General features: G+C 42.6%; 28 protein-coding genes and 1 riboswitch. Of the genes, 19 read left to right on the top strand and 9 right to left on the bottom strand.

The genetic code is table 11. The features are described 5' to 3' along the window. Positions 1-46 precede the first annotated feature (46 nt). The 4 genes from lptB to CYL31_RS11565 form a co-directional block, all read right to left on the bottom strand. Positions 47-772: an LPS export ABC transporter ATP-binding protein gene (gene lptB / locus CYL31_RS11580; protein WP_212915398.1), complete on the bottom strand. Its 726-nt coding sequence runs from the start codon at positions 770-772 to the stop codon at positions 47-49. Then, complete coding sequence (lptA, locus tag CYL31_RS11575) at positions 773-1,300, bottom strand: lipopolysaccharide transport periplasmic protein LptA (protein WP_212915397.1); 528 nt, start codon at positions 1,298-1,300, stop codon at positions 773-775. Further along, positions 1,284-1,763, bottom strand: a complete 480-nt coding sequence (gene lptC, locus CYL31_RS11570) for an LPS export ABC transporter periplasmic protein LptC (RefSeq protein WP_249411561.1) — start codon at positions 1,761-1,763, stop codon at positions 1,284-1,286. Before lptC ends, lptA begins: the two co-directional genes overlap by 17 nt. Positions 1,764-1,861: 98 nt before the next feature. Continuing rightward, a complete protein-coding gene (locus CYL31_RS11565; RefSeq protein ID WP_502845430.1) occupies positions 1,862-2,842 on the bottom strand; it encodes a calcium/sodium antiporter in 981 nt (326 codons plus the stop codon). Positions 2,843-2,987: 145 nt separating this feature from the next. Here CYL31_RS11565 and CYL31_RS11560 point away from each other — a divergent pair, with 145 nt between their 5' ends. The 9 genes from CYL31_RS11560 (at position 2,988) to CYL31_RS11520 (ending at position 9,897) form a co-directional block, all read left to right on the top strand. After that, positions 2,988-3,788 (top strand): ABC transporter ATP-binding protein, encoded by an 801-nt coding sequence (locus CYL31_RS11560; RefSeq protein ID WP_502845429.1) that lies wholly within the window; start codon positions 2,988-2,990, stop codon positions 3,786-3,788. Continuing rightward, positions 3,785-4,567, top strand: a complete 783-nt coding sequence (gene mlaE, locus CYL31_RS11555; protein WP_212915394.1) for a lipid asymmetry maintenance ABC transporter permease subunit MlaE — start codon at positions 3,785-3,787, stop codon at positions 4,565-4,567. Before CYL31_RS11560 ends, mlaE begins: the two co-directional genes overlap by 4 nt. 1 nt (position 4,568) lies before the next feature. Beyond that, on the top strand, positions 4,569-5,033 hold the full coding sequence (gene mlaD / locus CYL31_RS11550; protein ID WP_212915393.1) for an outer membrane lipid asymmetry maintenance protein MlaD: 465 nt from the start codon (positions 4,569-4,571) through the stop codon (positions 5,031-5,033). A gap of 3 nt (positions 5,034-5,036) precedes the next feature. Further along, entirely contained in the window at positions 5,037-5,654 is a 618-nt protein-coding gene (locus tag CYL31_RS11545) for an MlaC/ttg2D family ABC transporter substrate-binding protein (RefSeq protein ID WP_212915392.1), read from the top strand. A gap of 211 nt (positions 5,655-5,865) precedes the next feature. Then, positions 5,866-6,102, top strand: coding sequence for a BolA family protein (locus tag CYL31_RS11540; RefSeq protein WP_012070110.1), 237 nt, complete (start codon positions 5,866-5,868; stop codon positions 6,100-6,102). A 24-nt stretch (positions 6,103-6,126) separates the two neighbouring features. Beyond that, the gene (gene murA, locus CYL31_RS11535) at positions 6,127-7,389 is read left to right on the top strand and encodes a UDP-N-acetylglucosamine 1-carboxyvinyltransferase (RefSeq protein ID WP_212915391.1); all 1,263 of its coding nucleotides are present in this window, start codon (positions 6,127-6,129) and stop codon (positions 7,387-7,389) included. A gap of 1 nt (position 7,390) precedes the next feature. Then, positions 7,391-8,035, top strand: coding sequence for an ATP phosphoribosyltransferase (gene hisG, locus CYL31_RS11530; RefSeq protein WP_012070108.1), 645 nt, complete (start codon positions 7,391-7,393; stop codon positions 8,033-8,035). Beyond that, the gene (gene hisD / locus CYL31_RS11525; RefSeq protein WP_212915390.1) at positions 8,036-9,346 is read left to right on the top strand and encodes a histidinol dehydrogenase; all 1,311 of its coding nucleotides are present in this window, start codon (positions 8,036-8,038) and stop codon (positions 9,344-9,346) included. Next, complete coding sequence (locus tag CYL31_RS11520) at positions 9,346-9,897, top strand: SRPBCC family protein (RefSeq protein WP_212915389.1); 552 nt, start codon at positions 9,346-9,348, stop codon at positions 9,895-9,897. The genes hisD and CYL31_RS11520 overlap by 1 nt, the downstream gene beginning before the upstream one ends. 17 nt (positions 9,898-9,914) lie before the next feature. Here the strand turns inward: CYL31_RS11520 and CYL31_RS11515 are convergent, their stop codons facing one another. Continuing rightward, on the bottom strand, positions 9,915-10,967 hold the full coding sequence (locus CYL31_RS11515) for a S1C family serine protease (protein ID WP_212915388.1): 1,053 nt from the start codon (positions 10,965-10,967) through the stop codon (positions 9,915-9,917). Positions 10,968-10,985: 18 nt separating this feature from the next. Here CYL31_RS11515 and CYL31_RS11510 point away from each other — a divergent pair, with 18 nt between their 5' ends. Further along, entirely contained in the window at positions 10,986-11,747 is a 762-nt protein-coding gene (locus tag CYL31_RS11510) for a Nif3-like dinuclear metal center hexameric protein (RefSeq protein WP_212915387.1), read from the top strand. A 66-nt stretch (positions 11,748-11,813) separates the two neighbouring features. Here CYL31_RS11510 and CYL31_RS11505 read toward each other — a convergent pair whose 3' ends face one another. Further along, positions 11,814-12,266, bottom strand: a complete 453-nt coding sequence (locus CYL31_RS11505; RefSeq protein ID WP_212915386.1) for a ZapG family protein — start codon at positions 12,264-12,266, stop codon at positions 11,814-11,816. 127 nt (positions 12,267-12,393) lie between these two features. On the opposite strand from CYL31_RS11505, the gene zapE reads away from it, so the two are divergent. The 5 genes from zapE (at position 12,394) to CYL31_RS11480 (ending at position 15,980) form a co-directional block, all read left to right on the top strand. Continuing rightward, entirely contained in the window at positions 12,394-13,494 is a 1,101-nt protein-coding gene (zapE, locus tag CYL31_RS11500; RefSeq protein WP_212915385.1) for a cell division protein ZapE, read from the top strand. Between the two features lie 151 nt (positions 13,495-13,645). Continuing rightward, positions 13,646-14,074 carry a 50S ribosomal protein L13 gene (rplM, locus tag CYL31_RS11495; protein WP_212915384.1) on the top strand — a complete coding sequence of 143 codons (429 nt, stop codon included), beginning with the start codon at positions 13,646-13,648 and terminating at the stop codon, positions 14,072-14,074. Positions 14,075-14,088: 14 nt separating this feature from the next. Then, entirely contained in the window at positions 14,089-14,481 is a 393-nt protein-coding gene (gene rpsI, locus CYL31_RS11490) for a 30S ribosomal protein S9 (RefSeq protein WP_072839866.1), read from the top strand. A 399-nt stretch (positions 14,482-14,880) separates the two neighbouring features. Beyond that, on the top strand, positions 14,881-15,513 hold the full coding sequence (locus CYL31_RS11485; RefSeq protein WP_072839867.1) for a glutathione S-transferase N-terminal domain-containing protein: 633 nt from the start codon (positions 14,881-14,883) through the stop codon (positions 15,511-15,513). Between the two features lie 89 nt (positions 15,514-15,602). After that, positions 15,603-15,980 (top strand): ClpXP protease specificity-enhancing factor, encoded by a 378-nt coding sequence (locus CYL31_RS11480; protein WP_212915383.1) that lies wholly within the window; start codon positions 15,603-15,605, stop codon positions 15,978-15,980. An 82-nt stretch (positions 15,981-16,062) separates the two neighbouring features. Here the strand turns inward: CYL31_RS11480 and CYL31_RS11475 are convergent, their stop codons facing one another. The 3 genes from CYL31_RS11475 to CYL31_RS11465 are packed head-to-tail and all read right to left on the bottom strand — an operon-like array spanning position 16,063 to position 18,771. After that, entirely contained in the window at positions 16,063-16,656 is a 594-nt protein-coding gene (locus CYL31_RS11475; RefSeq protein ID WP_212915382.1) for an SIS domain-containing protein, read from the bottom strand. 5 nt (positions 16,657-16,661) lie between these two features. Beyond that, entirely contained in the window at positions 16,662-17,045 is a 384-nt protein-coding gene (locus tag CYL31_RS11470) for a YraN family protein (protein ID WP_212915381.1), read from the bottom strand. Then, positions 16,996-18,771, bottom strand: a complete 1,776-nt coding sequence (locus tag CYL31_RS11465) for a penicillin-binding protein activator (protein ID WP_249411560.1) — start codon at positions 18,769-18,771, stop codon at positions 16,996-16,998. Before CYL31_RS11465 ends, CYL31_RS11470 begins: the two co-directional genes overlap by 50 nt. A 113-nt stretch (positions 18,772-18,884) precedes the next feature. Here CYL31_RS11465 and rsmI point away from each other — a divergent pair, with 113 nt between their 5' ends. The 4 genes from rsmI (at position 18,885) to thiS (ending at position 23,851) form a co-directional block, all read left to right on the top strand. Then, the gene (gene rsmI, locus CYL31_RS11460) at positions 18,885-19,745 is read left to right on the top strand and encodes a 16S rRNA (cytidine(1402)-2'-O)-methyltransferase (protein ID WP_249411559.1); all 861 of its coding nucleotides are present in this window, start codon (positions 18,885-18,887) and stop codon (positions 19,743-19,745) included. A 77-nt stretch (positions 19,746-19,822) separates the two neighbouring features. Then, a riboswitch (TPP riboswitch) is annotated at positions 19,823-19,927 on the top strand. A 181-nt stretch (positions 19,928-20,108) separates the two neighbouring features. Beyond that, positions 20,109-22,124: a phosphomethylpyrimidine synthase ThiC gene (gene thiC / locus CYL31_RS11455; protein WP_212915378.1), complete on the top strand. Its 2,016-nt coding sequence runs from the start codon at positions 20,109-20,111 to the stop codon at positions 22,122-22,124. Between the two features lie 15 nt (positions 22,125-22,139). Beyond that, the gene (gene thiE, locus CYL31_RS11450; RefSeq protein WP_212915377.1) at positions 22,140-23,657 is read left to right on the top strand and encodes a thiamine phosphate synthase; all 1,518 of its coding nucleotides are present in this window, start codon (positions 22,140-22,142) and stop codon (positions 23,655-23,657) included. Further along, complete coding sequence (gene thiS / locus CYL31_RS11445; protein WP_212915376.1) at positions 23,654-23,851, top strand: sulfur carrier protein ThiS; 198 nt, start codon at positions 23,654-23,656, stop codon at positions 23,849-23,851. Before thiE ends, thiS begins: the two co-directional genes overlap by 4 nt.

Genomic DNA, 23,851 nt, shown 5'->3' with positions numbered 1-23,851 from the left:
GAACGAGTTGTGCATACTACTCCCTTTCTACAGCAATGATAAGGGGTTACAGGCGGAAGTCGTCGCCTAAATAGACCTTTTTTACTTGTTCATTGTTGATGACGGTACTGGCATCGCCAGATGCAATGATGTAGCCATTACCAACAATGTAAGCTTTATCGCAGATGTCTAGTGTCTCTCTGACGTTGTGATCGGTAATTAGGACGCCGATTCCACTCTCTTGGAGGTGTTTGATAATGTGCTTTATATCACCAACGGAAATAGGGTCTACGCCAGCAAATGGTTCATCAAGTAAGATGAATTTTGGGTTCATGGCAACAGCTCTCGCTATTTCGACCCGGCGTCTTTCTCCTCCTGATAAGGCCATTCCTAGGTTGGTGCGAATATGAGTGATATGGAACTCTTCTAAGAGCTCTTCTAGTCTTTCTTGTTGTTGCGCTTTTGTTAGTTTTTTGCGTGTTTCTAAGATGGCTAGAATATTATCCTCTACAGACATTTTTCTAAAAATAGATGCCTCTTGAGGAAGGTAGCCAACGCCTTTTTGAGCACGTGTGTGCATCGCGTCATGAGTAATATCTTGGCCGTCAATAAATATGCCGCCAGCATCGTTTGCTACCATGCCAACTATCATATAAAAGCAGGTTGTCTTGCCCGCGCCATTAGGGCCGAGTAGGCCAACGGCTTGGCCTGACTCAACGGAAATAGATACATCCTTTACGACTTGGCGTTTTTTGTAACTCTTTGCAAGGTGTTTTGCCTCTAGTATAGCCATCTATTTTTTGGTCTCAGGTGCTTGTTTATCTTTTGGCGCTTGTGGCTGTAAAGTCATTGAAACGCGCCCTGAATCTTTTTTCTCAGCACTGAAAGTGCCGTCATCGACCATATAAAGGATGTAGTCTGCAGTGATGGAATTTTGCATTCTACTTAAATAGCCGTCGCCGATGATTTCTAGTTTTGATTCGCTTGTTAGGTAATGTATTTCGTTACCTTTGCTAATAACAATGTTGCCGCTCCAATCTATTTGCTGGCTAAATTTCGCAGGCTTTCCTGTGGCTTCTAGGCTGCTGAATTGTCGAGTCTTTGGATCGGTTGTTACTTTAAGGTATTGCGCTTGAATTTCAATGGTACCTTGTTTAACAAATACATTACCTTTGTATATTGCTTCGCCTGAGTTTTGGTCGAATAATGCTTCATCTGCCTGTATTTCTAATGGTTTACTTGTGTCGTCAGGCAGTGCGTATGCGTATTGGCCAATTAGGGCCGAAGTGAGCAACACGCTGATGTTAATGAATCGTTTCATATTTTCCTCGTACAGATCCTGTCATCACGACTTCTTCTGAATTGATATAAGTTTTAATTTCTCCAGCAGAAGTCTCTCCTTGAGTGGAGATAAGTGTCGCGTTTCCATAGCTGGTTAGTGATTGATCTTTATCTAAGTAATGTATGTTGTCTGCACTGAGCTTTATATCTTCAGATTGGAGGTATTTTTTAGTTGCTCTAGCGTTTTCGGTTAATAGAATATCATTACTTCCGTCTTCAATAACCCCTTTATCTGCTTTTGCGCTCCATTGACCTGATTTTGTGTAGCGTTCAATACTCGGAGTTTCTAATAAGGTTCTGGATTTAGCTATATAATGCAGTGTTTGTTCTGCGTCGAGTGTTTCAATTAGAGCTCCATCGGTATCAAACTCTTTTACTTTGACTTTAGTGATGAAATAGTCGGGTGAGCTGCTTAGTGATTCAGTTTGAACCAAGTTTTGCATAGGTGTCGTCCCATACCACCCTAAAGAAGCCACTAATAGTAAAGCAGCCCCTATGATCGAGAGGTTTTTGGGTTTTATTAGTTGTTTAAGCGAAAGCATTACACCGAACCGTTTGTGCTAATGATAAATAAATAAACCCCATAAGAAGCAATCAGTGGTACACCTACCCATCGAGGGATGCTGTTGTTCTTCGTTCTTTTGAAGATGAAAATGGCAAGAGCAAGAGCGACGGTTAAGCCTAATACCCAAGGGAAGTCTCGGCTTGTTACGCTTCCATCAATTAATCCTGGTGCAATTAAGCCAGGTAGAGGAAGTACAGTTGCTAAGTTGAAGATGTTTGATCCTAAGATGTTACCAATTGCTATGTCGTGATGACCTTTTCGTACGCTGCTAACTGAAGCGGCAAGCTCTGGTAAGCTGGTTCCGACAGCAACGATAGTAAGGCCTATAACCAATTCGCTTACGCCTAAAGCGGTCGCTATGCCAATTGCTCCCCAAACAAGTAATTTTGAGCTACCTATTAAGACAGCAAGACCAATAAAGGCAATCAACAAAGATTTGCCAATAGAAGAGCCATCATCTTCGGGAAGGTCTGCTTTTAAATCATTTTCTAAATCTTTACTGCCTTTCAATAAAATCACCAAAATAATGATAAAAGCAGCAATTAATATGATTCCATCCCATACGCCAAGGGTCTGATCAAACAGTAAAAATCCTGCTAGCAGTGTGATTGCCAATACAAGAGGGACTTCTTTTGATGATAGGCCCGACGCTATTGGGATCGAGGAGAATAACAATGTGATACCGAAGACAAGAGCGATATTAGCAATGTTAGATCCGAGGACGTTGCCGACGGCAATTTCAGGGGCGTTATCCAGTGCGGCAATGGCTGAAACGACCATTTCTGGTGCTGATGTGCCGAACGCGACTAATGTAATGCCTATTATCATTGGATTAACATTTAGTTTCTCTGCTACAAGTGCAGAGTGTTCTATAAATTTGTCGGAACTCATTACGAGTAAAATTAAGCCTAGAATTAGGGCGATTGAAAACAACAGCATGGTATTGATATTACTCATAGATACAGGGAGTACCATTTAATGAGGTTTGACGTTGAAATTCAAGGCTTGATCTTATAAACAAAATGGATTTGGCTGTGTCGCGATTTTATTTATCGGGGGGCGATGTTAGTATCTGGCAATATTTTATAGGGATTAAAAAGGTGTGTCAGTGGTAGATGCTTATATAAAAGTCCAAAATGTTAGTTTTTCAAGGGGAGAGCGGTCTATTTATGAGAACGTTTCCCTTACTATTCCACGAGGTAAAATTACTGCGGTAATGGGGCCTAGTGGAACGGGAAAAACGACGCTGCTGCGTTTGATTGCGGCACAGCTTGCGCCAGATTCGGGCAAGATTTTAGTGGATGGTCAAGACGTTCATGCCTTGTCTCGCTCCGAACTTTATAAGGTGCGAAAGAAAATGGGCATGCTTTTCCAAAGTGGTGCTTTATTTAGTGATATGACTGTTGCTGAGAATATTGCTTTTCCAATGGAGGAGCACACTAAGTACGATGCAAAGAAAATCGCGGATATTGTGGCTGATAAGCTTTACAGTGTTGGTTTGCGAGGTGCTGTTAATTTGATGCCATCGGAATTGTCTGGCGGTATGGCTCGTCGTGTTGCTTTGGCTCGCGCGATTGCTTTAGATCCAGAGCTTGTTATGTACGATGAACCTTTTACTGGACAAGATCCAATATCGAAAGGGGTTCTTGTGAAGTTGATTCGTCAGCTTAATGATTCTGCACATATCACGTCGGTTCTTGTTTCTCATGATGTTGAAGAGTCTCTTTCTATCGCTGATCATGTTTGTATTTTGGCTGGTGGGCGGGTTATAGCTGAAGGTTCTGCGGATGAGATTCGAGCATCTGATGATGCTGAAGTGAAGCAATTTCTGAACGGTGAGCCTGATGGCCCTGTTCCCTTTCATTATCCAGAAGAAGATGTCTCTGGCAGGGTGGCGTTATGAAAAGTATTGGATTGTTAGGGGCGTCGCTGCTGGATTGGCTTGAAGCGGTTGGCCGGGCTGGAATATTTCTAGTGCAAAGCATTTTTAGATTGCCGGTACGCTTTAAGGAGTCCGTTAATTTATTAGTGAAGCAGCTTTACTCTGTTGGTGTGTTGTCTCTTGTTATTATTATTGTTTCTGGTGCTTTTATTGGCATGGTGCTGTCACTTCAAGGTTACAGCATTCTCGCTAAGTTTGGCTCAGAAGAGGCCGTTGGTCAGTTGTTGGCGCTTTCTTTGTTGAGAGAGCTCTCTCCTGTAGTGACGGCGCTCTTATTTGCGGGTCGTGCTGGGTCTTCTTTGACTGCTGAAATTGGATTGATGAAAGCAACTGAGCAGTTATCTAGTTTTGAGATGATGGGGGTAGACCCGTTGAGGCGAGTGATTGCGCCTCGCTTTATTGCTGGTGTGATTTGTTTGCCTATCTTGAGTTTGATTTTTTCTGCATCTGGTATCCTTGGTGGACATCTTGTGTCGGTCGAGTGGTTAGGTGTTTACGATGGTGCATTTTGGTCATCAATGCAGCAGTCCGTGTATTTTGATACTGATATTCTGAATGGTCTTATTAAGGCGTTATGTTTTTCAGTGGTTGTTACTTGGATAGCAGTTTATCAAGGGTATGAGTGTGTTCCTACTTCTGAAGGGATTGGTAAGGCAACCACTCGTACAGTGGTTTTAGGTTCATTGGCTATTTTGGCTTTAGATTTTGTATTAACCGCCGCTATGTTTGGGGATTTTTAGCATGAGAAGTAAACGTTCAGAGTTGATGGTTGGGTGTTTTATTGTATTGGGCGTTGCAGCTCTTGTTTATTTGGCTGTTCAGGTTAGTGGTCTTGCTTTTTCAAGTAAGAAAGATACTTATCAGGTCGTTGCTAGATTTGATGATATTGCTGGGCTAACAAGTCGGGCTAAAGTGTCTATTGCTGGTGTAGCAGTTGGTAATGTTGAGTCCATCACGTTTGATAAGGACTTATATATGGCTTTAGTCACAATGAATATAGATTCAGACGTTAACAATATTCCTACAGATAGTTCTATTGCTGTTTTGACAAGTGGTTTGTTGGGCGAGAAATATCTGGGTATTTCTATTGGTGCTGATGATGAGATGCTTAAAAATGGCAGCGAGATTTATGACACTCAATCGGCTCTAGTTTTGGAGACTTTGATTAGTCAGTTTTTGTTCAAAGGTGGCGATTCGGAGAAGTAGTATATGTCTAAGATTTTATCTGGTGTTATTTTTGTTTTTGCTTTGCTCGGCTCGGGTCTGACTTGGTCTAGCTCTGAAGGTGCAAGGGATGCCGTTATTAAAGTGGTAGATGCCTTTCGAACTGATATTGTCGCTGATAAGGCGGTATTGTCTAAAGATCCAGCTTTGTTAGAAGAACGAGTTGATAGTATTTTAACGAAAGTGGTCGATTTCGATGATTTTTCTAAAAAAGTGATGGGCAAATATTATCGAAGAGCGTCGCCTGAGCAGCGTACTCGCTTTGTTAATGTGACTAAAGATACCTTGTTGAAAACATACGGTACTTCTTTGCTTGAGCTTGATGCCGATCGAATTAAGGTTTTGCCTTTAGGTCCTCAAGGGAGTGGCAGGGAGACAAAGGTTGATGTTGATTTCCAAATGGAGGCTGGTGGTATGTTAAATATCAGTTTTTATATGGAAGAATCTAAAAAAGGTGTTTGGATGTTGAGTAATGTTGTAATTAATAATATCAACTTCGGCTTAACTTTTCGTAAGCAGTTTGGCGTTATGATGCAGCAAAATAAAAACGATATTGACCTTGCTATCTCAGCCTGGAAAGAGTCTTTAGCTAAGAAGTCTTAATTTAGGCGTTATTGTTTTGCAACGATATAGAATCCGAATCCATTAAGTGGGTTCGGATTTTTTGCTTTTTAGGCTCTGAGCATTGTCAGTCTTGATTAAAATCTTAGAAAACAAGTGGTTTTTTATTCAGAGTTGGGCATAGAGGTGTTAAGTAGTTGGCTGTACTCATGTAGAATAGTGAGATCAAGCATATTTATCTATTGGAGCGACTGTGAACGCAGGTGAAGTTAAAGCACTTTTAGAATCCTCTATCCGTAACTGTGAAGTGGTTGCCGAGGGAGAAGGTTGTAATTTTCAAGTAGTTGTAGTGACAAGTGAATTTGAAGGCCTGTCTACAGTTAAGAGGCAGCAGCTTGTATATTCACATCTTCAAGAAGCTATTTCTAGTGGCGCTATTCACGCCGTTACAATGAAAACCTATACGCCAGAACAAATAAGCAAGCTATAAAAGCTATTATAAGAGATTAAAAATATGGATAAGCTTCTGATTACCGGTGGTACTCGGCTTAATGGTGTTGTTCGCGCTTCTGGTGCGAAAAATGCCGCGTTGCCCATTCTAGCGGCAACCTTGTTAACAAAAGAATTGATCACAATTAAAAACCTTCCTCATTTACATGACATTACCACCATGCTTGAACTACTTGGTTCTATGGGGTGTGGTGTTGTTGTTGATGAAAAAATGAGTGTGCAGTTAGATGTTTCAACACTTAATAATTGTGAAGCGCCTTATGATCTTGTTAAGACTATGCGCGCTTCTATTTTAGTGCTTGGTCCTTTAGTTAGTCATTTTGGTAAAGCGGTTGTGTCGCTTCCTGGTGGTTGTGCGATTGGTAGTCGCCCAGTGGATTTGCATTTGCGTGGTTTGGAAGCCATGGGTGCGACAATTTCTGTGGAAGGTGGTGATATCGTTGCAAGTGTTGATGGTCGTCTTAAAGGCGCACGCATCTTCTTTGATAAAGTTACTGTAACCGGAACAGAAAATCTGTTGATGGCTGCGACGTTGGCTGATGGGCAAACTATTTTGGAAAACGCAGCGCGTGAGCCTGAAGTAGTTGATTTAGCTGAGTGTCTAATTGAAATGGGCGCTAAGATTACTGGTCATGGAACGGATACTATTATTATTGATGGTGTTGAAGCGTTGCATGGTACTAGTTATCCAGTTATGCCAGATCGTATTGAGACAGGTACTTTCTTGGTTGCGGCTGCAATTACGGGCGGTAAAGTCCGAGTGATTGATACCAATGTTAAATCACTTGAGGCTGTACTTTCTAAGCTAGAAGAAGCTGGCGCGAAAGTGACTTGTGGTGATGATTGGATCGAAGTGGATATGGAAGGGCGTCGTCCAAATGCTGTAAACATCAGTACCGCTCCGTATCCTGCATTTCCAACCGATATGCAAGCGCAGTTTGTTGCCTTAAATTCAATTGCGAACGGCGTAGGTCGAGTTATTGAAAATATCTTTGAAAATCGCTTCATGCATGTTGATGAAATGCTTCGCATGGGGGCTGATATTGAAGTCACTGGTAATACGGCTATCGTGCGTGGTTGTGAGCGCTTGAAAGGCGCACCAGTCATGGCGACAGACTTACGTGCTTCTGCAAGTTTAGTGCTTTCTGCTTTAGTGGCAGAGGGTGATACAAAGATTGATCGTATCTACCATATTGACCGTGGTTATGAGTGTATTGAAGAAAAATTCGGTTCATTAGGTGCGAAAATTTCACGGGTCTTAAATTGATATGAGTAAAACATTAACGATTGCGCTGTCGAAAGGGCGCATTCTTGGTGAAACTTTACCGCTTTTAGAAAAAGCGAATATTGTTCCAGTTGAAGATATTAGTAAAAGCCGAAAATTAATATTCGACACAAACCATGAACATATTAAGTTGGTGATTTTGCGCGCGACTGACGTACCAACTTATGTCGACCATGGTGTGGCAGATTTTGGTGTTGCTGGTAAAGATGTGTTGATGGAAGCGTCTACTAAAAACCTTTATGAGCTACTAGACCTCAAAATAGCAAAATGTCGTTTGATGACGGCTGGCGTTGTTGGTCAACCTTTGCCAAATAGGCGTTTGAAAGTAGCCTCTAAGTTTATTAAAACGGCGAAAGCGTATTTTGCTGAGCAAGGTATTCAGGCTGATGTGATTAAGCTATACGGTGCTATGGAATTGGCACCTATCATGGGCTTGGCAGATCTTATTGTAGATATCGTCGATACTGGCAATACGCTAAAAGCAAATGGTCTTGAGGCTCGTGAATTGATTGCGCCAATCAGTACCCGTTTGGTGGTCAATAAAGCGGCTTATAAAACGAAGTATTCTGAAATCGAGCCTATCCTAGAAATGATACGTCGTGCGGTTGAAGATAACGAGGGTAAGTAATTGAACCTGAATATTCGAGAATTCTCTTCTAGCTCTGATGGTTTTCGCTCTGAGTTAGAATCTTTGCTTGCATGGGACTCAGTGTCTGATGCTGGTGTGCAAAAAGCCGTAGCAGATATTGTTGAGCAAGTTCGTCTTAATGGTGACTCTGCAGTAATTGAGTTTACAAACCGTTTTGACCGTCGACAGGTTGATTCTTCTAAAGAGCTTGAAATCTCTCGTGAAGAATTGGCTTTGGCAAAAGGTCGCGTCAGCGCGGAGCTGGTTGCTAGTTTGGAAGCGGCTGCAAAACGTGTGCATGATTATCATGAGCGTCAAAAACAGCCTTCTTGGCAATATCAAGAAAATGACGGCACAGTGCTTGGTCAAAAAGTTACGCCTTTAGATCGTGTTGGTGTTTATGTGCCAGGCGGTAAAGCAGCCTATCCTTCATCTGTATTGATGAACGTAATGCCTGCTAAAGTAGCTGGCGTTGGCGAAATTATCATGGTGGTTCCAACGCCTGATGGTTTGGTTAATGATATCGTTTTGGCGGCGGCTTATATTGCTGGTGTGGATCGTGTGTTCACTATCGGTGGTGCGCAGGCTGTCGCGGCTTTGGCTTATGGTACAGAAACGATTCCCAAGGTCGATAAAATTGTCGGTCCTGGCAATATATACGTGGCCACAGCTAAAAAAATGGTATTTGGTGTTGTTGGTATCGACATGATCGCCGGACCTTCTGAGATTTTGGTTGTTTGTGATGGTAAGACGGATCCAGATTGGATTGCTATGGATTTGTTCTCTCAGGCAGAGCATGATGAAGATGCTCAATCTATTTTAATTTCTCCTGACTTGGCTTTTATTAAAAATGTAAAAGCTTCCATGGAGCGTTTGATTGAAACGCAAAGTCGTAAAGATATTATTAAGGCGTCTTTGGAAGGTCGTGGTGCTTTTATCCATGTTGAAAATATGGATGAAGCTATGGATATTGCGAACATTGTTGCTGCTGAGCACCTTGAGTTATCGATCGATGAGCCTGAGAAGTGGGCCGAAAAAATTCGTCACGCTGGTGCTATTTTTATGGGTCGCCATACGCCGGAAGCATTGGGTGATTATTGTGCAGGACCTAATCATGTTTTGCCAACGTCTGGTACGGCAAGGTTTTCATCTCCTTTGGGGGTTTATGACTTCCAAAAGCGTAGCTCTTTGATTTATTGCTCGCCTGAAGGGGCAAGTGAATTGGCGAAAATTGCTTCTCCTTTGGCTCGTGGAGAGTCTTTGGAAGCGCACGCTATGTCGGCTGAATACCGTATTCTGAAGGATGCTTAATGGCGAATAATTCTTCGCACCCAGCGGCGCTTTACAAGCTGCGAAAGGTAACGCGCATTTCTGCGTTGGTTATTTTGCTTTTGGTTGTGGTTGGGTTCTTTATGCCAGCGGATTATCGGGTGGAGCGTAGTGTTGTTATTAACGCTCCTCGCGATGTGGTTTATCAAGATATCCTTCAAGGAGATCGTTTACCAGATTGGATGTTTGTGCAAGATGGTAAAGTTGCTTCATTTGGTGGTGTTTTGGGGAAGGGTGATTCCGTAGCTTTGGTTTATGATAAAACAGCCGACCAAGGGCTTTTGTCTGTGATTGAATCATCAGAATCTGTTATTCGGTTTGATGTTCGTCCTAAGCCAAAGGTAAATCTAGTTCATAATAAAATTGTATTACAAGAAAATGAAGGTAGTACAGTGGTTAAATGGACTATTGAAGGGAATCTTAGCGCTGGTTTGTTGAGCCCTTACCTTGCTATGTTTGCAAACAATATTGCGGGTAGTAATTTTGAGCGCAGTTTGCAGAAGCTAAAAGAGCAAGTTGAGCTTCTGCACTAGCAATTATAAATGATGTGTTAATAGTTGATGCGCTGCATAGTGGGTTGTTTTTCTAGCATGATATTGGTCTGATAGGATTGCTGCCCACGAATACCTACTAGAGAGATATTTGTTCCAGGTTTTAGAGATGCGATTAGGTGTCTTATCTGAAATGGATCTTCACTTGGCGTATTGTTGATCTCAAGAATAATATCTCCCACTTCTATGCCAGCTTTCTCTGCTGGGCTTTCTTTTGTTATATCGCTTACTAGTAGTCCATGTTCTGATGGTAGTAGTAAGTTTTCTGCTAGTGTCTTAGTGATTTTTTGAGCATCCATTCCTAAATATCCTCTTACTACTTCGCCGTGTTTTATAATGTCAGTCATCACATCAAGAGCGTCGTCAATCGGTGTTGCAAAGCCTATTCCCTGAGAGCCTCCAGTGCTTGAGTAAATTGCAGAGCTAATGCCAATGAGTTCGCCTCTCAGGTTAACTAAAGCGCCACCTGAATTTCCAGGGTTTATTGCTGCGTCAGTTTGTAGGAAGTTTTCATAAGTGTTAAGTCCTATGCTGTTTCGGCCTTTTGCGCTAATGATGCCAGCGGTGACTGTTTGGCCGATCCCGAATGGATTTCCTATGGCGAGGATTTGATCTCCAATAGATATCTCGTCACTGTTACCCATTTTAATGTTGGGCAGGTTGGGTAGATCTATTTTTAAAACGGCTAGGTCGGTTGATGGATCTGAGCCAATTAGCTTTGCTTCAACACGTCTGCCATCGTTAAGAGCGATAACAATGCTTTGTGCATTTTGAATGACGTGGTGATTGGTCAGGATGAAGCCATCTTTTGTGGCAATTACGCCGGAGCCTAAGTTGATGCTGTGTTTTGCGGTATTTAAGTCGTTTAGGCCTTTTTGTTGTAGGACTTGGGTATAGATATTAACAACAGAAGGGGTGGCGATTTTGACTGGTGTTGAGTAGCTTGAAAGTGAGGTTTTTTGTTTCTCCTGTATAAGTAATACGGCTAGGCCTATACAAGTGCCAGCGAGAATAGCGATAATGATTGGTATACAGTAATTTTTTTGATTCATAAGGTATAAGGAGTTGTTTTGCTACGCAGTGAATTTGAGTTATTGCTTAATAAGACATTAAGTCCAAGTCGTTTCAGGGATTATGCGCCCAATGGTTTGCAGGTGGAAGGAAAAAAAGAGATTAACCGCGTGGTGACTGGGGTAACTGCTAGTCAGGCGTTAATTGATGCTGCTATCGAGTATAAAGCGGACGCTATCTTTGTGCATCATGGCTATTTCTGGAAGAATGAGGATCCGCGGATTGTTGGTATGAAATATCGACGCATTTCTTCTTTGATTAAAAATGACATCAATTTATATGGCTACCATTTGCCTTTGGATGCGCATCCTGCGTTGGGTAACAATGCTGGATTGGCTGATGCAATAGGGCTTTTAAATCGTTCCAGTTTACAATTTGGTGTGCCTATAGAAGAGTCTATTGGTGTTGTTGGGGAATTGAGTGAGCCGGTTTCGGCGGTTGTATTTCAAAAGATAGTCGAGGCCGCGGTAGGGCGAGATATACTTTTTGAACGCGTGAATGATCAGCCTATTTGTCGTGTTGCCTTGTGTACGGGTGGCGCGCAGAGTTATATAGAGCAAGCGGTAGCCGTTGGTGCGGATGTGTTTATCACTGGTGAAGTTTCTGAGCAGACAATTCACATTGCGCGTGAGATGGATATTCATTTCATTGCCGCGGGGCATCATGCAACTGAGCGCTTTGGTGCTAGATCTATGGCTGCGTATTTATCAGATGAGTGTGGTCTTTATGCGGTTTTTATTGATGTGGACAGTCCAGCTTAGTGGTGGCGCTGACTAGATATAAAAATGGGCTCTTAAAAAGCCCATTTTTATTGATTTGTTTTCTTGTTAGATGGTTCGTTTAGGCTCGATATCGACATTTCTTTCATCAAAACCAAATGTTTCACTTAGCATGCCTGGCTCTTTATCTTTTTTTAGAGCGTAATCTCGCGGTGGTTCTGTGAAAGTGTGTTCTTCAGTTGTGTCTGCGTTGTTTGTTGTGCTTTTTTCGACTTTTATGTTGCTTAATTGACTTGCGTTATCGGCAAGAGAGTTTCTTAAGTCGGCCAAGCGTTTTTCGACGGACATTAGTTGTTCATTACTGTCTGTGAAGAAGTTGTCGATAATGACTTGTTTGCTGTCTAATTCCTGCTGTAGCGATTTCATAGTGATGATGTTTGAGCTTGAATCAGCTTTCTTGCTGTTATTTTTTGCACTGTAGCTTTTAAGAGCAAGTGTAGCGACACAGCCAATAATAATGCCGGTAATAAAGATAATAATATTGAATTCTTCTAAGTTCATGACTTTCTCCAAAAAACAGATAATCCATTATAGCGAAACCACCCCTACGATAACAGCTTGATAGGTGTTGTTTAAGATGCAATTTGCTAGAATACTCATAATTTACTAATCGAACGAAAGAGCGGCGATGACACCCATTACACGTTACAAGCAAGATTTAACAAGAGCAGACTTTAATTATGATCCCGCTCAAGAAGAAGCAGTGGAGGCGCTGCAGGATTTATTTGACCGCTTAATTGCAAATCAGACTGATAAATCTTCCAGTGGTTTTTTGGGGCGCTTTCTGAAAAAGAAAGCTCCTGCTGTTGAGCAGGGCTTGTATTTCTGGGGTGGTGTAGGGCGAGGAAAGACCTATCTGATGGATACCTTTTTCGACTGTTTGCCAACGGAAAGAAAAATGCGTCTGCATTTTCATCGTTTTATGCAGATGGTGCATCAAGAGCTTCGTAAGCTTCGTGATGTGAAAAATCCGCTGGAGATAGTTGGGAAAGAAATTGCATCTAAAGCGCAGGTGTTATGTTTTGATGAGTTTTTTGTAACGGACATAACGGATGCGATGATTTTGGCGGGGTTGCTTGAGGTGTTGTTTGAGAACGGCACGACTCTGGTGGCAACCTCTAACATAGAGCCTGATGGTTTATATAAAAATGGTTTGCAGCGTGCGCGTTTCTTGCCGGCAATCGATCTTGTGAAGAAGCACACTAAGGTGATGAATGTTGATGGTGGTGTAGATTATCGATTGCGTACTTTGAAGCAGGCTAAGCTTTATCACTTCCCATTGAGTGAGGATGCAGATGAGGCGTTGAATGAGCGTTTCATGAGTCTAATCTCTGATGCTTCTCATATCGTTGAAGGTGGAGCTGCAGAAATTGAAGGTCGTAATATTCCTCTGCTACGAAGCTGTGAAGGACTTGCTTGGTTTGATATTAAGGCGTTATGTGATGGGCCGAGAAGTCAGGTTGATTACATTGAGTTGGCGCGTTTATACAGCACAGTTATTATCTCGAATCTACCTCAAATGGATGCCTCGCGAGATGATCTAGCGAGGCGTTTTATTAACTTGGTTGATGAGTTTTATGATCGTCATGTTAAGGTGATTTTTTCTGCTGAGGTCGCTATTCCAGATATTTACACTGGTACGCGCTTGGCCTTTGAATATGATCGTACGGTGAGTCGATTATTAGAGATGCAATCGGAAGAGTATTTGTCTTTAGAACACCGTCCTTAGGTGTATTTCGACTTTCATATTTAATTCTGTTGGTATATACTTCGCTCGCCTTTTTAAAGGTAAGTGTACGTTGATCGAATATTTATATTTGGCCAACCAATAATAATAGGTATAGCGTGTCATTGAGCACGCGTATTGAAAGGGTTTTTTGATGAAAACTTTTACAGCTAAACCTGCTGAAGTTCGCCGCGACTGGTTCGTGGTTGATGCTGAAGGCAAAACTCTAGGCCGCTTGGCTACCGAAATTGCTCGTCGTCTACGTGGCAAGCATAAAGCTGAATTCACTCCGCACGTTGATACTGGCGATTATATCGTTGTTGTTAATGCTGAGAAAATTCACGTTACTGGTAACAAAGCAGCAGCTAAACAATACTACCGCCATACTGGTTATCCAGGCGGCTTGCGTTCTATGAATTTCGAGAAGTTGATTGATCACGCTCCTGAGCGCGTTCTTGAAATCGCCGTAAAAGGTATGTTGCCAAAAGGTCCATTGGGCCGTGCAATGCACAAGAAAATGAAAGTGTACGCTGGTACTGAGCATCCACATGCTGCTCAACAGCCTCAAGCCCTTAACATTTAATACGGAAGATCATTATGTCAGCTACTCAATACTACGGTACAGGTCGTCGTAAAACGTCTACCGCTCGTGTGTTCCTTAAAGCGGGTTCTGGTAACCTAGTTATCAACAACCGTACTCTTTCTCAGTACTTCGGTCGTGAAACAGCTCAGATGGTTGTTCGTCAACCTCTTGAACTTGTTGGCGCTACTGAAAAATTTGACGTTTACATCACTGTTAAAGGTGGTGGTATCTCTGGTCAAGCTGGTGCGATCCGTCACGGTATCACACGCGCTTTGATGCAATACGATGAGACTCTACGTCGTACTCTACGTTCTGCAGGATTCGTTACACGCGACTCTCGTGAAGTTGAACGTAAGAAAGTTGGTCTACGCAAAGCACGTCGTCGTCCTCAGTTCTCTAAGCGTTAATTTTCGCTTTGGAATTATTATTAAAACGCTTGGTGTTTTCGCCAAGCGTTTTTTTTGCTTGAAATAAAGTTGGTTACAGAATTCTTGCAACAAAATGTTTTTTCTAAGAAAAATTGTTTGAAAATAATGCTAGAATAGCCGAGCTTTAAAGTTCATGGTTTCGCAAGTGTATTTTTTTGTTTGCTGCGTATTGCCTGCCATCTAGGTTTGAGATATCTCTCTGCTTAGAGTCGAGTGCTAAGTTAAAGCCTTGTTTTATAAAAGGTATGCAAGCGAGCATTCCATGAAAGATTTTCTGTGTTGACGATATCGTGTAATATTTTTGTTACTTCGTCACCATATTATAGTTTGTCCCCTCCTTTGAAGGGGATGTAGATGTTTTCAATATAGGGGTTAGACATGGGTGTTATTGCAAAGCGCTCCTCAATGACGTTCTTCTCTGATGGAGAAGATCATTACAGCCATCGAGTTCGTATTGTATTGGCTGAGAAAGCCGTCACAGTGGACATCATAGATGTAGACCCGTTTAACAAGCCAGACGAGTTGGCGGATGTTAATCCATACAATGAGCTACCAGCTTTAGTTGATCGCGACTTGGTTCTTTATGAGCCAAATGTGATGATGGAATACTTGGATGAGCGTTTTCCACATCCACCGTTGCTGCCTGTATATCCTGTTGCTCGTGCTGAAAGTCGTTTGTTTATGTACCGTATTCAGCGTGACTGGGCCAAGTTGGTTGATTTGATTCTTACTAGTAAAGACAAAGAAGCTGTCGCTAAAGCTCAGAAAGAGTTACGTGAAGGTTTATTGAACGTTACTCCGATCTTTGAAGAAAAACCTTACTTCATGAGTGATGAGTTTACTATTGTAGATTGCTGCTTGGCTCCAATCTTGTGGCGTTTGCCTATACTTGGTGTAGAGATTCCAAAAGATCAAGCAAGAGCGTTATACAAATATATGGATCTTGTCTTTGCTCGTGAGTCTTTTCAAGAAAGTCTTTCTGAGGCTGAACAAGAGATGCGTTTAGACTAAACTGAGGCTTTGTCTCGGTTTTGTTAAGTAGCAAAAGAGGAGCTTATGGCTCCTTTTTTTTACGAAATATTTATTAGGTAGGAGATAAAATGTTACCGAAAAGATCTTATTTATTAAATGCCGCTTATTCTTGGGTTGCTGATAACGATATGACGCCTTATTTGCTGGTAGACGCTCAGCAAAAAGATGTCGTGGTGCCTACCGAGTTTGTTAAAGATGGTCAAATAGTTTTAAACATTGGTATGTCTGCTGTTCGCCATTTGATTATGGATAAAGAGGCGGTTTCGTTTGAGGCGCGTTTTAGTGGAAAACCTATGCAGGTTTATGTGCCAATGCGAGCGGCGCTGGCTTTGTACGCGAAAGAAAATGGTGATGGATTTGTTTTTCCAGATGAAGAGTTCTTTGATGAGCCAACTCCAACACCGCCAGAACCTAAAAAAGGTTTTCAGTTGAAAGTTGTGAAATAAAGAATATCGTTATATTTTTCTAAAAAAAGAGCCATTTCAAAATGGCTCTTTTTTTGTCTCAAATATTTTTAATTTAATCTGCTTAGTCTTCGTAGCCAAACAGTTGGCGCTCAAGTAGGTCAACTAGAATGTGAATGACGCTAAGTTGGCATTCATGTACTCTTGCTGTTCCAAGAAGGTTGATCTTTATCTCTGTATCATCCTGAGAGGTGAGTGATGAAACGTTTTTAGCTTCTGGGCTAGTGAGCGCAACTATACTCATTTTGCGTTCATGGGCGGCTTGAATGGCTTGTATTATTGGCGAGGTGTTACCTCGGTTGGCAATGACAAACAAAATGTCGCCTTGGTTACCTAACGCGGTAATTTGCTTCGAAAAAACATCGTGGTAGCTATCGTTGTGAGTGATGGCTAAAAGAGCTGAGCCTTCACCGCTCAGGTTTATTGCGGGTAAGCCTGGGCGTTCTCTATCCATTCTGTCCAACAGGAGTGTGCTGAAATACTGTGATAGGTGAGAGCCGGTACTGTTGCCGATGCAGATAACTTTCCCACCAGAAGCAATGCTTGAAAAAATCACTTTTGCAGCATGTTCAATATAAGGCGGTAAACTTTCCAGAGCTTGTTGTTGTGCTTCAAAACTCTGGGCAAATTGTGTGTAGATTGCTTCTTGAAAATCCATAGTGATTAAAATACTGCTTTAAGCCAAGTTAAATGTTGTGTGTCTATTTTTTCGTCAAATAGTATCGCATCGAAGCGACTTGCATTGTTTACTTTATTATTCTTTTGTAGCCATAAAGCCGCGCTGTTGCGTACTTTCTTAAGCTTAGATTGTCCAAGGCTTTCAGCGGCACTTCCATGGGCGCTGTTTGCTCTGAAGCGAACCTCTACAAAAACATAGGTGTTTTGATCTAAAAAAATTAAATCAATTTCCCCGATACGGCAGAAAAAGTTTCTTTCTACAAACCGAAGCCCTTGCTTTAGGAGAAAGGCTTCGGCTGCTTGTTCTGCTTTCTCGCCGTTATTTTTCGGTACTTTCCTTTTGTTCAAAAAACTGATGGCTGGTCGCATATACCAAATTTCCTTTTCGGTAAGTCATGATCTCTGGTCTTTTATGAAATATGCCATTTTCATCCATGGTGATAATGCCAGTATTTGCAGAAATTTTGGTGCTAGGAAGTAAGGTGAATAGTTGGTATTTGTTTGCTAGTAAATACGAATCAGCGCCTAGGGCTTGTAGTCTGCGCAAAATATTTGAGCTTTGATTTTTAGGCAAAGCATCTAGCGACGTGTTGTTTGGTGTAAGGGCAGGGACTTCAGTGAACAGTATGCGCTCAATGTCTTCAGGCTTGGTTGATCTTTCTGGTGCGCTATCGTTCAGCGTGCTGCTGGCCAGCATAGGTATCTTGTCGGCAAAATAGAAATCTAGCAGAGGTCTGATTTGTTTAGCATCATTAAGCTTGCCAATGTAATAGACATAATCTAGGTCTTCGCGAGATCTTGCAATGCTATCTACACTTGTACCTATCCATTTTTCAACGGATCTTTTACGGGCATAACTTTCATTAATCAGTAGCAATTTCTGAATCGCATCCTGTCTGCCTTTTGGTGTGTTGGCATAAGACTGATTGGAAGTAATTGTGACATTTTCTTTCGCAGCTGCAGCGCGGAATTCATCGCTCTGTTTTAGTGCCCACGTGTCTTGCGTACTTAGGATTGCGGCTTTTGTTGCGCCTTCTTGTTTCGCGAAGGTGATTAGCTCATGTATCTCGTCTTCAGCACTTAAAGAGAAGTGGTAAAGATTTTTTGGATGTTGATTAACATCAAGCTGGTTTAGCGCGATCACAGGGTAAGGAAGATCTAAGTGGCTAACTTGAGCAACATTGTTTTTTTGCAATGGCCCAATAATAACATCCGGTTGCTGTTCATTGGCGGCGGCAATTGCTTCATTAATGCTTGGGTAATCGTCTATGTTGACGATACTAACTTGTGGTCTTGCTTCTTTCTGGTTGTAAAAAGAAGCAAAAAAACCATCTACAATAGCTTGAGATGCACGTTCTAATCTACCGCTCATTGGCAGCATCAAGACAATTTTTTTCGGTGCCATCTGTTCAACGGATGACATGACTTTGAAGTCTTGTGGCGGTGAAATTGCAGCTGGGTGATTTGGGTTTTCAGCTTGCCAGTTTTTGAACATAGTTAATTGTTGTTCGATAGAAAGAGATTGGTCTCTTAATATATTACTGATAGTTAACCAGCCATTAAGCAAAGGCTTCTGCTGCTGGTATAATTCATCAATTTCATTCTGTGTTAAATTCTGGATAGCCATCCATAGTTTTGCTTGATTACCTTCGCCTTCGTTAAGTGGAAGGTTATAAGTCAAATCCATTCGCAGATTCACGACTTCTAGCCAATTGCCAAAATACTCAAGAATAGACGCTTTTGTTTCTTTCCATCTATTCTGGTTGTCTGGATGGTTTGCTGCTGGCAACTTGTTGGCTTGCTCCAAGTAGCTCAAAGCATCGGTAGAATTATCTAAGTTTGATGCTGCTAAAGCGGCGAGTAAGTAAGCTTCAAATTGAATAGAAGAAGAGGTAATCAGTACCTTGTTCTCTAGTACGTCAACAGTTTGTTGGAACTCGCCTTGCTCATAGAAGTTTTTTGCTGCGTTATAAGCATCGGCTAGCTCCTTTGAAACATCAGATGCTTTCTTTGGATGATAAATGCTAGGTGGCAGAGTTCTTTCCAATGCACCGTTATTGTTGGCGTTCTGAAGTCTGTTTTGAGACTGATCCATATTTAAATTCATGGAATTACAGGCGCTTAGCAGAAAAGTGCAAAGAGTTAATGATATGATGCGGTAATTAATTAGGCTCATAAGCTTATAAAATGACAAATAAAAGAGGCAACATGGTACCACATAGTTCTGATGATGCGAGAGGGTCGCTGTACATAGTTGCTACTCCAATTGGCAATCTAGACGATTTTAGTAAGAGAGCGGAGCAAACTTTACGTGATGTAGATTATATCGCTGCTGAAGACACTCGACACACTCGACGGTTACTCAATCATTTTGCGATTGAAGCGAAGCTATTTTCCATTCATGACCACAATGAGAAAGACAAAGCTGACTATGTAGCTAGCTTATTGGACGAAGGCAAAAATGTCGCTTTGGTATCTGATGCAGGAACCCCACTTATTTCCGATCCTGGTTATCATGTTGTCCATGCATTACGCGAAAAAGGTCATAAGGTTGTACCAATTCCAGGTGCTTGTGCTTTGGTTGCAGCTTTGTGTGCTTCCGGCTTGCCAACGGATCAGTTCTTTTTTGCGGGTTTTGTGCCAGCCAAATCCAAAGGGCGTTGTGACTTATTTGAATCTTGGAAGAAGCAAGCTGGTACTGTGATTTTTTACGAATCCACTCACCGTGTTTATGACTCCATTGCTGATGTGCAAAAAGTCTACGGTGACGATGCTCAGCTTGTATTAGCTCGCGAAGTAACGAAAACCTTTGAAACTTTTTTATCTGGTACAGCAACTGAAATTCTTGCCAAGTTCGATGCAGATGCTAACCAAATGCGCGGTGAGTTTGTTGTTATGCTGAGTTTTACGCAAGAAAGCGGTAACGAAGCTGAATTAGAAGCGAAGCGTATACTTACGATTTTGTTGGAAGATTTACCGGTTAAACAAGCAGCCGCTATGGCAGCAAAATTAACAGGTGAGAAGAAAAACTACCTCTATAAAATGGCATTGGAAATGCAGGGCGAATAGATTTTCGCCTCTTGCCTTTGGTAAACATCCATAGAAAAGGTGGGTGTTTACATTCCGATAAGACTGAGTATACTCAGCTCTACTTGTCGGAGTGCCATTTGGCTGAGATCGCATAATTAAGTGCGGGATCCGCAGAACCTGATCGGGCTAATACCCGCGTAGGAAACAAGAAAGTCTCCATTTTTCTTTTCTGCATCGAATGAACTCCTGATTTTTATGGAATCGATGCAGTCATATCATCTAAAGCATCCTTTCTAATAAAATTCAGGGTTCACGTTTTGCAATTAACGCCAGTAGTGCGTTTGCCTGTGAAACAGCACCCCAGACAAGCAATTCTCCATTTTTATAATAAGGGAAGTGCTCATGTCGACTATCAATGAATCCAATCAACAAGCAAAAAAACCTAACAAACAATCTCGTGAAGAATCACGTCAAGCGGCAAAGTCTTTTATTGAGTCATTGCAAGCCAAACCTTTCCCAGCGTCTGAACGCATATATTTAACGGGTTCAGATGATACGATTCGCGTACCAATGCGCAAAATCAATTTGACTGATACACCGATTGGTTCTGATCCGGACAACCTGACTTTTGAACCCAATGAAGCGATTTACATTTACGATTGTTCCGGTCCTTATGCCGATCCGCACGAAAACATTGATGTGTATCGCGGCTTGGCACCAATGCGTGCGCCTTGGATTGAAAAGCGTGATGATACAGAAACATTGCCAAGTGTGTCGTCAGAATTTGCTCTGTCACGTCTAGAAAACTCTGCACTAGATGACCTGCGCTTTAAAGAGCTACCTAAAGTACGCAAAGCTCGTCAAGGCAAGTGCGTGACGCAAATGCATTACGCTCGTCAAGGCATCGTCACGCCAGAAATGGAATACATCGCACTGCGTGAAAATCAAAATATCGACGCCATCAAGAGTGAGTTGTTATTAAAACAACATCCTGGGCAAAGTTTTGGGGCTAATCTGCAAACGCGTATTACGCCAGAGTTTGTTCGTGACGAAGTGGCAAGAGGACGCGCCATCATTCCAAACAACATCAATCATCCAGAATCTGAACCGATGATCATCGGTCGTAACTTCTTGGTGAAAGTAAACGCCAATATCGGTAATTCAGCGGTGACGTCTTCTATTGAAGAAGAAGTGGAGAAATTGGTTTGGTCGACGCGCTGGGGCGCAGATACGGTAATGGATTTGTCGACGGGTAAAAACATTCATGAAACTCGTGAATGGATTTTACGAAACTCGCCAGTGCCAATTGGCACAGTGCCGATTTATCAGGCCTTAGAAAAGGTCGATGGTGTGGCGGAAGATCTTAACTGGGAAGTTTTCCGCGATACCTTGATCGAGCAAGCGGAACAGGGCGTAGATTACTTCACCATTCATGCTGGTGTTTTGCTGCGCTATGTACCAATGACGGCGAAACGTCTTACTGGCATCGTGTCACGCGGTGGTTCCATCATGGCAAAATGGTGTTTGGCGCACCACAAAGAAAGCTTCTTGTACGAGCGCTTCCGCGAGATTTGTGAGTTGTGTGCGCAATACGATGTGGCTTTGTCGCTTGGTGATGGATTGCGTCCTGGTTCTATCATGGATGCCAATGATGAAGCGCAAATGTCGGAGCTGCGCACCTTAGGTGAATTGACGAAAATCGCTTGGGAATACGATGTGCAAGTGATGATCGAAGGTCCTGGTCATGTGCCAATGCAGCTGATCGAAGAGAATATGACCGAACAGTTGAAGCATTGTCATGAGGCACCGTTTTACACCTTAGGGCCATTAACACAAGACATCGCACCTGGTTACGATCACATTACGTCTGGCATTGGTGCGGCACAAATTGGTTGGTACGGCTGTGCCATGTTGTGTTACGTGACACCAAAAGAACACCTTGGTTTGCCTAACAAGGAAGACGTTAAGCAGGGATTAATCACTTATAAAATTGCGGCCCATGCGGCGGATTTGGCAAAAGGCCATCCGGGTGCACAAATTCGTGACAACGCCTTATCGAAAGCGCGTTTTGAGTTTCGCTGGGAAGATCAGTTTAACTTGTCCTTAGACCCTGAAACCGCTCGTTCTTATCATGATGAAACCTTGCCACAAGCTTCCGGCAAAGTGGCGCATTTCTGCTCTATGTGTGGGCCAAAATTCTGCTCGATGAAAATCACCCAAGAAGTGCGTGACTATGCCAAAGGGCTTGAAGAGGCCCAAGCCATTGATGTGAGTGCTTTAGAAGCAAGTGATGCGGAAGCAGGTATGCAGCAAATGTCTGAGCAATTTCGTGAACTAGGCAGTGATGTCTACTTAACCACGGATAAGTTAACCACAGACAAGCACACCTCAGATAAATCAAAAGAAAAATCGCTGTAAGTAAAAGGAGGATTTATGATTATAAAGCCTCCTGTTGTCTGGTGCGTGGGTGGATCGGATTCTTCTGCCCACGCTGGACTTCAAGCGGATTTGCGCACAGGGCAAGATTTAAACTGCCACGTACAAACCATTGTTACTTGCATCACGGCGCAAAACTCGAAAGAAGTACGCTTAGTCGAACCTGTATCTTTGGGCATGTTAAATGAGCAATGGCAAACCTTGCTCGATGACGTGCCGCCAGATGCTATTAAAGTGAGTTTGCTTCCTTCTATCGAGATAGTGAAAGCGTGCTCGATTTGGTTAAAGCGTATCAAAACGAACGCACCCAATGTGATGGTCGTCTTTGACCCTGTTATGGCAGCGAGCAGCGAATCTGGAAATCAATTGCAGCAGACCGATGCGGGTGCGAGTTTGCTGGATTATATCTTGCCGTACGTAGATGTGATTACACCAAATCTAATGGAGTTTGCGTCTTTGACAGGCTTGTCAGCTGAGCTTGCCATTGAGGAATTACGGGCGCAAATGGCGCCGTACTTTGGTGCTTCTGATAGCCGTTGGTTGCTTAAAGGCGGCCATTGCAGTCATTTAGAGGGGGTAACGGACTGGTTGCTAGATAGTGATTCTATCGTTGGTTTCGCATACGAAAGGCTTTCTGCCCACAATACGCGTGGCACAGGTTGTACCTTGTCGACGGCGCTCGCCAGCTTTATTGCTCATGGCTACGATCTTTTAGATGCTACAACCATGGCGAAAGCCTACATCACGGGCGCATTAAAAAGCGGTGTGCAAATTGGTGAAGGGGCAGGGCCATTGGGTCGACCTGGCTGGCCGTTACAGATTGAAAACCTGCCGACAATTGTTACGCCGAACGAACTAAAAATATCGATGAACCAGCCTTTCACCAAGATGGATCTTGATAAAATGGGCTTGTACCCTGTGGTGGATTCGGTTGCTTGGTTAGAATTAGTCCTAAAGCAAGGCGTGAAACTCGCCCAGCTGCGAATCAAAGACCCTGACGATTCAGATCTAGAAAGCAAAATCCAACAGGCGATTGTCTTAGGAAAAGAATACGACGCTCAAGTCTTTATCAATGACTATTGGCAGCAGGCCATCGTTTTTGGTGCTTATGGTGTTCATCTCGGTCAAGAAGATTTAGATGTGGCGGATTTAGCGCAAATCCAAGCGGCTGGCTTGCGACTTGGCATCAGTACCCATGGTTACTATGAAATTGCTCGGGCTCAATCAATTCAACCCAGCTATATCGCTTTGGGTCATATTTTTCCAACACAGACGAAAGACATGCCATCTCAACCGCAAGGTTTAACGCGTCTCGCTCATTATGCCACGCTATTAAAAGGTACCTTTCCCACTGTGGCGATTGGCGGCATCAATGCGGAACGCTTGCCTGCTGTTGCTCAAACGGGGGTTGATAGTGTTGCTTTGGTGACAGCTATTACTAAAGCGGTTGAACCTGAAGAAGCAACTCGATCACTTATTCGTTTGCTTAAAGAAAATATAGGGGGCAGGCAATGAAGATTGTGTTGAACGATGCGCTTTATGAATTTGCTGGAGAAACGCTTAAAGACTTGCTGACTCAGTTAGACAAAAGTGAGCAAGGCATCGCTATTGCAATTAATCAGCAAGTGGTGCCAAAGAGCTTGTGGCGTAGTACTGAGTTGAATGAGCTTAGTCAGGTGTTTATTTTTGAATCTATTGCTGGGGGCTAG

This window comes from Marinomonas sp. A3A, from assembly GCF_018336955.1.
Classification (GTDB): domain Bacteria; phylum Pseudomonadota; class Gammaproteobacteria; order Pseudomonadales; family Marinomonadaceae; genus Marinomonas; species Marinomonas lutimaris.
This window is presented reverse-complemented; position numbering and strand designations above follow the sequence as displayed.

Bases quoted from the DNA above. Each gene is read 5' to 3' on its own strand.
- lptB (WP_212915398.1), bottom strand. From the start codon at position 772: ATGGCTATACTAGAGGCAAAACACCTTGCAAAGAGTTACAAAAAACGC.
- lptA (WP_212915397.1), bottom strand. From the start codon at position 1,300: ATGAAACGATTCATTAACATCAGCGTGTTGCTCACTTCGGCCCTAATT.
- lptC (WP_249411561.1), bottom strand. From the start codon at position 1,763: ATGCAAAACTTGGTTCAAACTGAATCACTAAGCAGCTCACCCGACTAT.
- CYL31_RS11565 (WP_502845430.1), bottom strand. From the start codon at position 2,842: ATGAGTAATATCAATACCATGCTGTTGTTTTCAATCGCCCTAATTCTA.
- mlaE (WP_212915394.1), top strand. From the start codon at position 3,785: ATGAAAAGTATTGGATTGTTAGGGGCGTCGCTGCTGGATTGGCTTGAA.
- mlaD (WP_212915393.1), top strand. From the start codon at position 4,569: ATGAGAAGTAAACGTTCAGAGTTGATGGTTGGGTGTTTTATTGTATTG.
- CYL31_RS11545 (WP_212915392.1), top strand. From the start codon at position 5,037: ATGTCTAAGATTTTATCTGGTGTTATTTTTGTTTTTGCTTTGCTCGGC.
- murA (WP_212915391.1), top strand. From the start codon at position 6,127: ATGGATAAGCTTCTGATTACCGGTGGTACTCGGCTTAATGGTGTTGTT.
- hisG (WP_012070108.1), top strand. From the start codon at position 7,391: ATGAGTAAAACATTAACGATTGCGCTGTCGAAAGGGCGCATTCTTGGT.
- CYL31_RS11520 (WP_212915389.1), top strand. From the start codon at position 9,346: ATGGCGAATAATTCTTCGCACCCAGCGGCGCTTTACAAGCTGCGAAAG.
- CYL31_RS11515 (WP_212915388.1), bottom strand. From the start codon at position 10,967: ATGAATCAAAAAAATTACTGTATACCAATCATTATCGCTATTCTCGCT.
- CYL31_RS11505 (WP_212915386.1), bottom strand. From the start codon at position 12,266: ATGAACTTAGAAGAATTCAATATTATTATCTTTATTACCGGCATTATT.
- zapE (WP_212915385.1), top strand. From the start codon at position 12,394: ATGACACCCATTACACGTTACAAGCAAGATTTAACAAGAGCAGACTTT.
- rplM (WP_212915384.1), top strand. From the start codon at position 13,646: ATGAAAACTTTTACAGCTAAACCTGCTGAAGTTCGCCGCGACTGGTTC.
- rpsI (WP_072839866.1), top strand. From the start codon at position 14,089: ATGTCAGCTACTCAATACTACGGTACAGGTCGTCGTAAAACGTCTACC.
- CYL31_RS11485 (WP_072839867.1), top strand. From the start codon at position 14,881: ATGGGTGTTATTGCAAAGCGCTCCTCAATGACGTTCTTCTCTGATGGA.
- CYL31_RS11480 (WP_212915383.1), top strand. From the start codon at position 15,603: ATGTTACCGAAAAGATCTTATTTATTAAATGCCGCTTATTCTTGGGTT.
- CYL31_RS11475 (WP_212915382.1), bottom strand. From the start codon at position 16,656: ATGGATTTTCAAGAAGCAATCTACACACAATTTGCCCAGAGTTTTGAA.
- CYL31_RS11470 (WP_212915381.1), bottom strand. From the start codon at position 17,045: ATGCGACCAGCCATCAGTTTTTTGAACAAAAGGAAAGTACCGAAAAAT.
- CYL31_RS11465 (WP_249411560.1), bottom strand. From the start codon at position 18,771: ATGGATCAGTCTCAAAACAGACTTCAGAACGCCAACAATAACGGTGCA.
- rsmI (WP_249411559.1), top strand. From the start codon at position 18,885: ATGGTACCACATAGTTCTGATGATGCGAGAGGGTCGCTGTACATAGTT.
- thiC (WP_212915378.1), top strand. From the start codon at position 20,109: ATGTCGACTATCAATGAATCCAATCAACAAGCAAAAAAACCTAACAAA.
- thiE (WP_212915377.1), top strand. From the start codon at position 22,140: ATGATTATAAAGCCTCCTGTTGTCTGGTGCGTGGGTGGATCGGATTCT.
- thiS (WP_212915376.1), top strand. From the start codon at position 23,654: ATGAAGATTGTGTTGAACGATGCGCTTTATGAATTTGCTGGAGAAACG.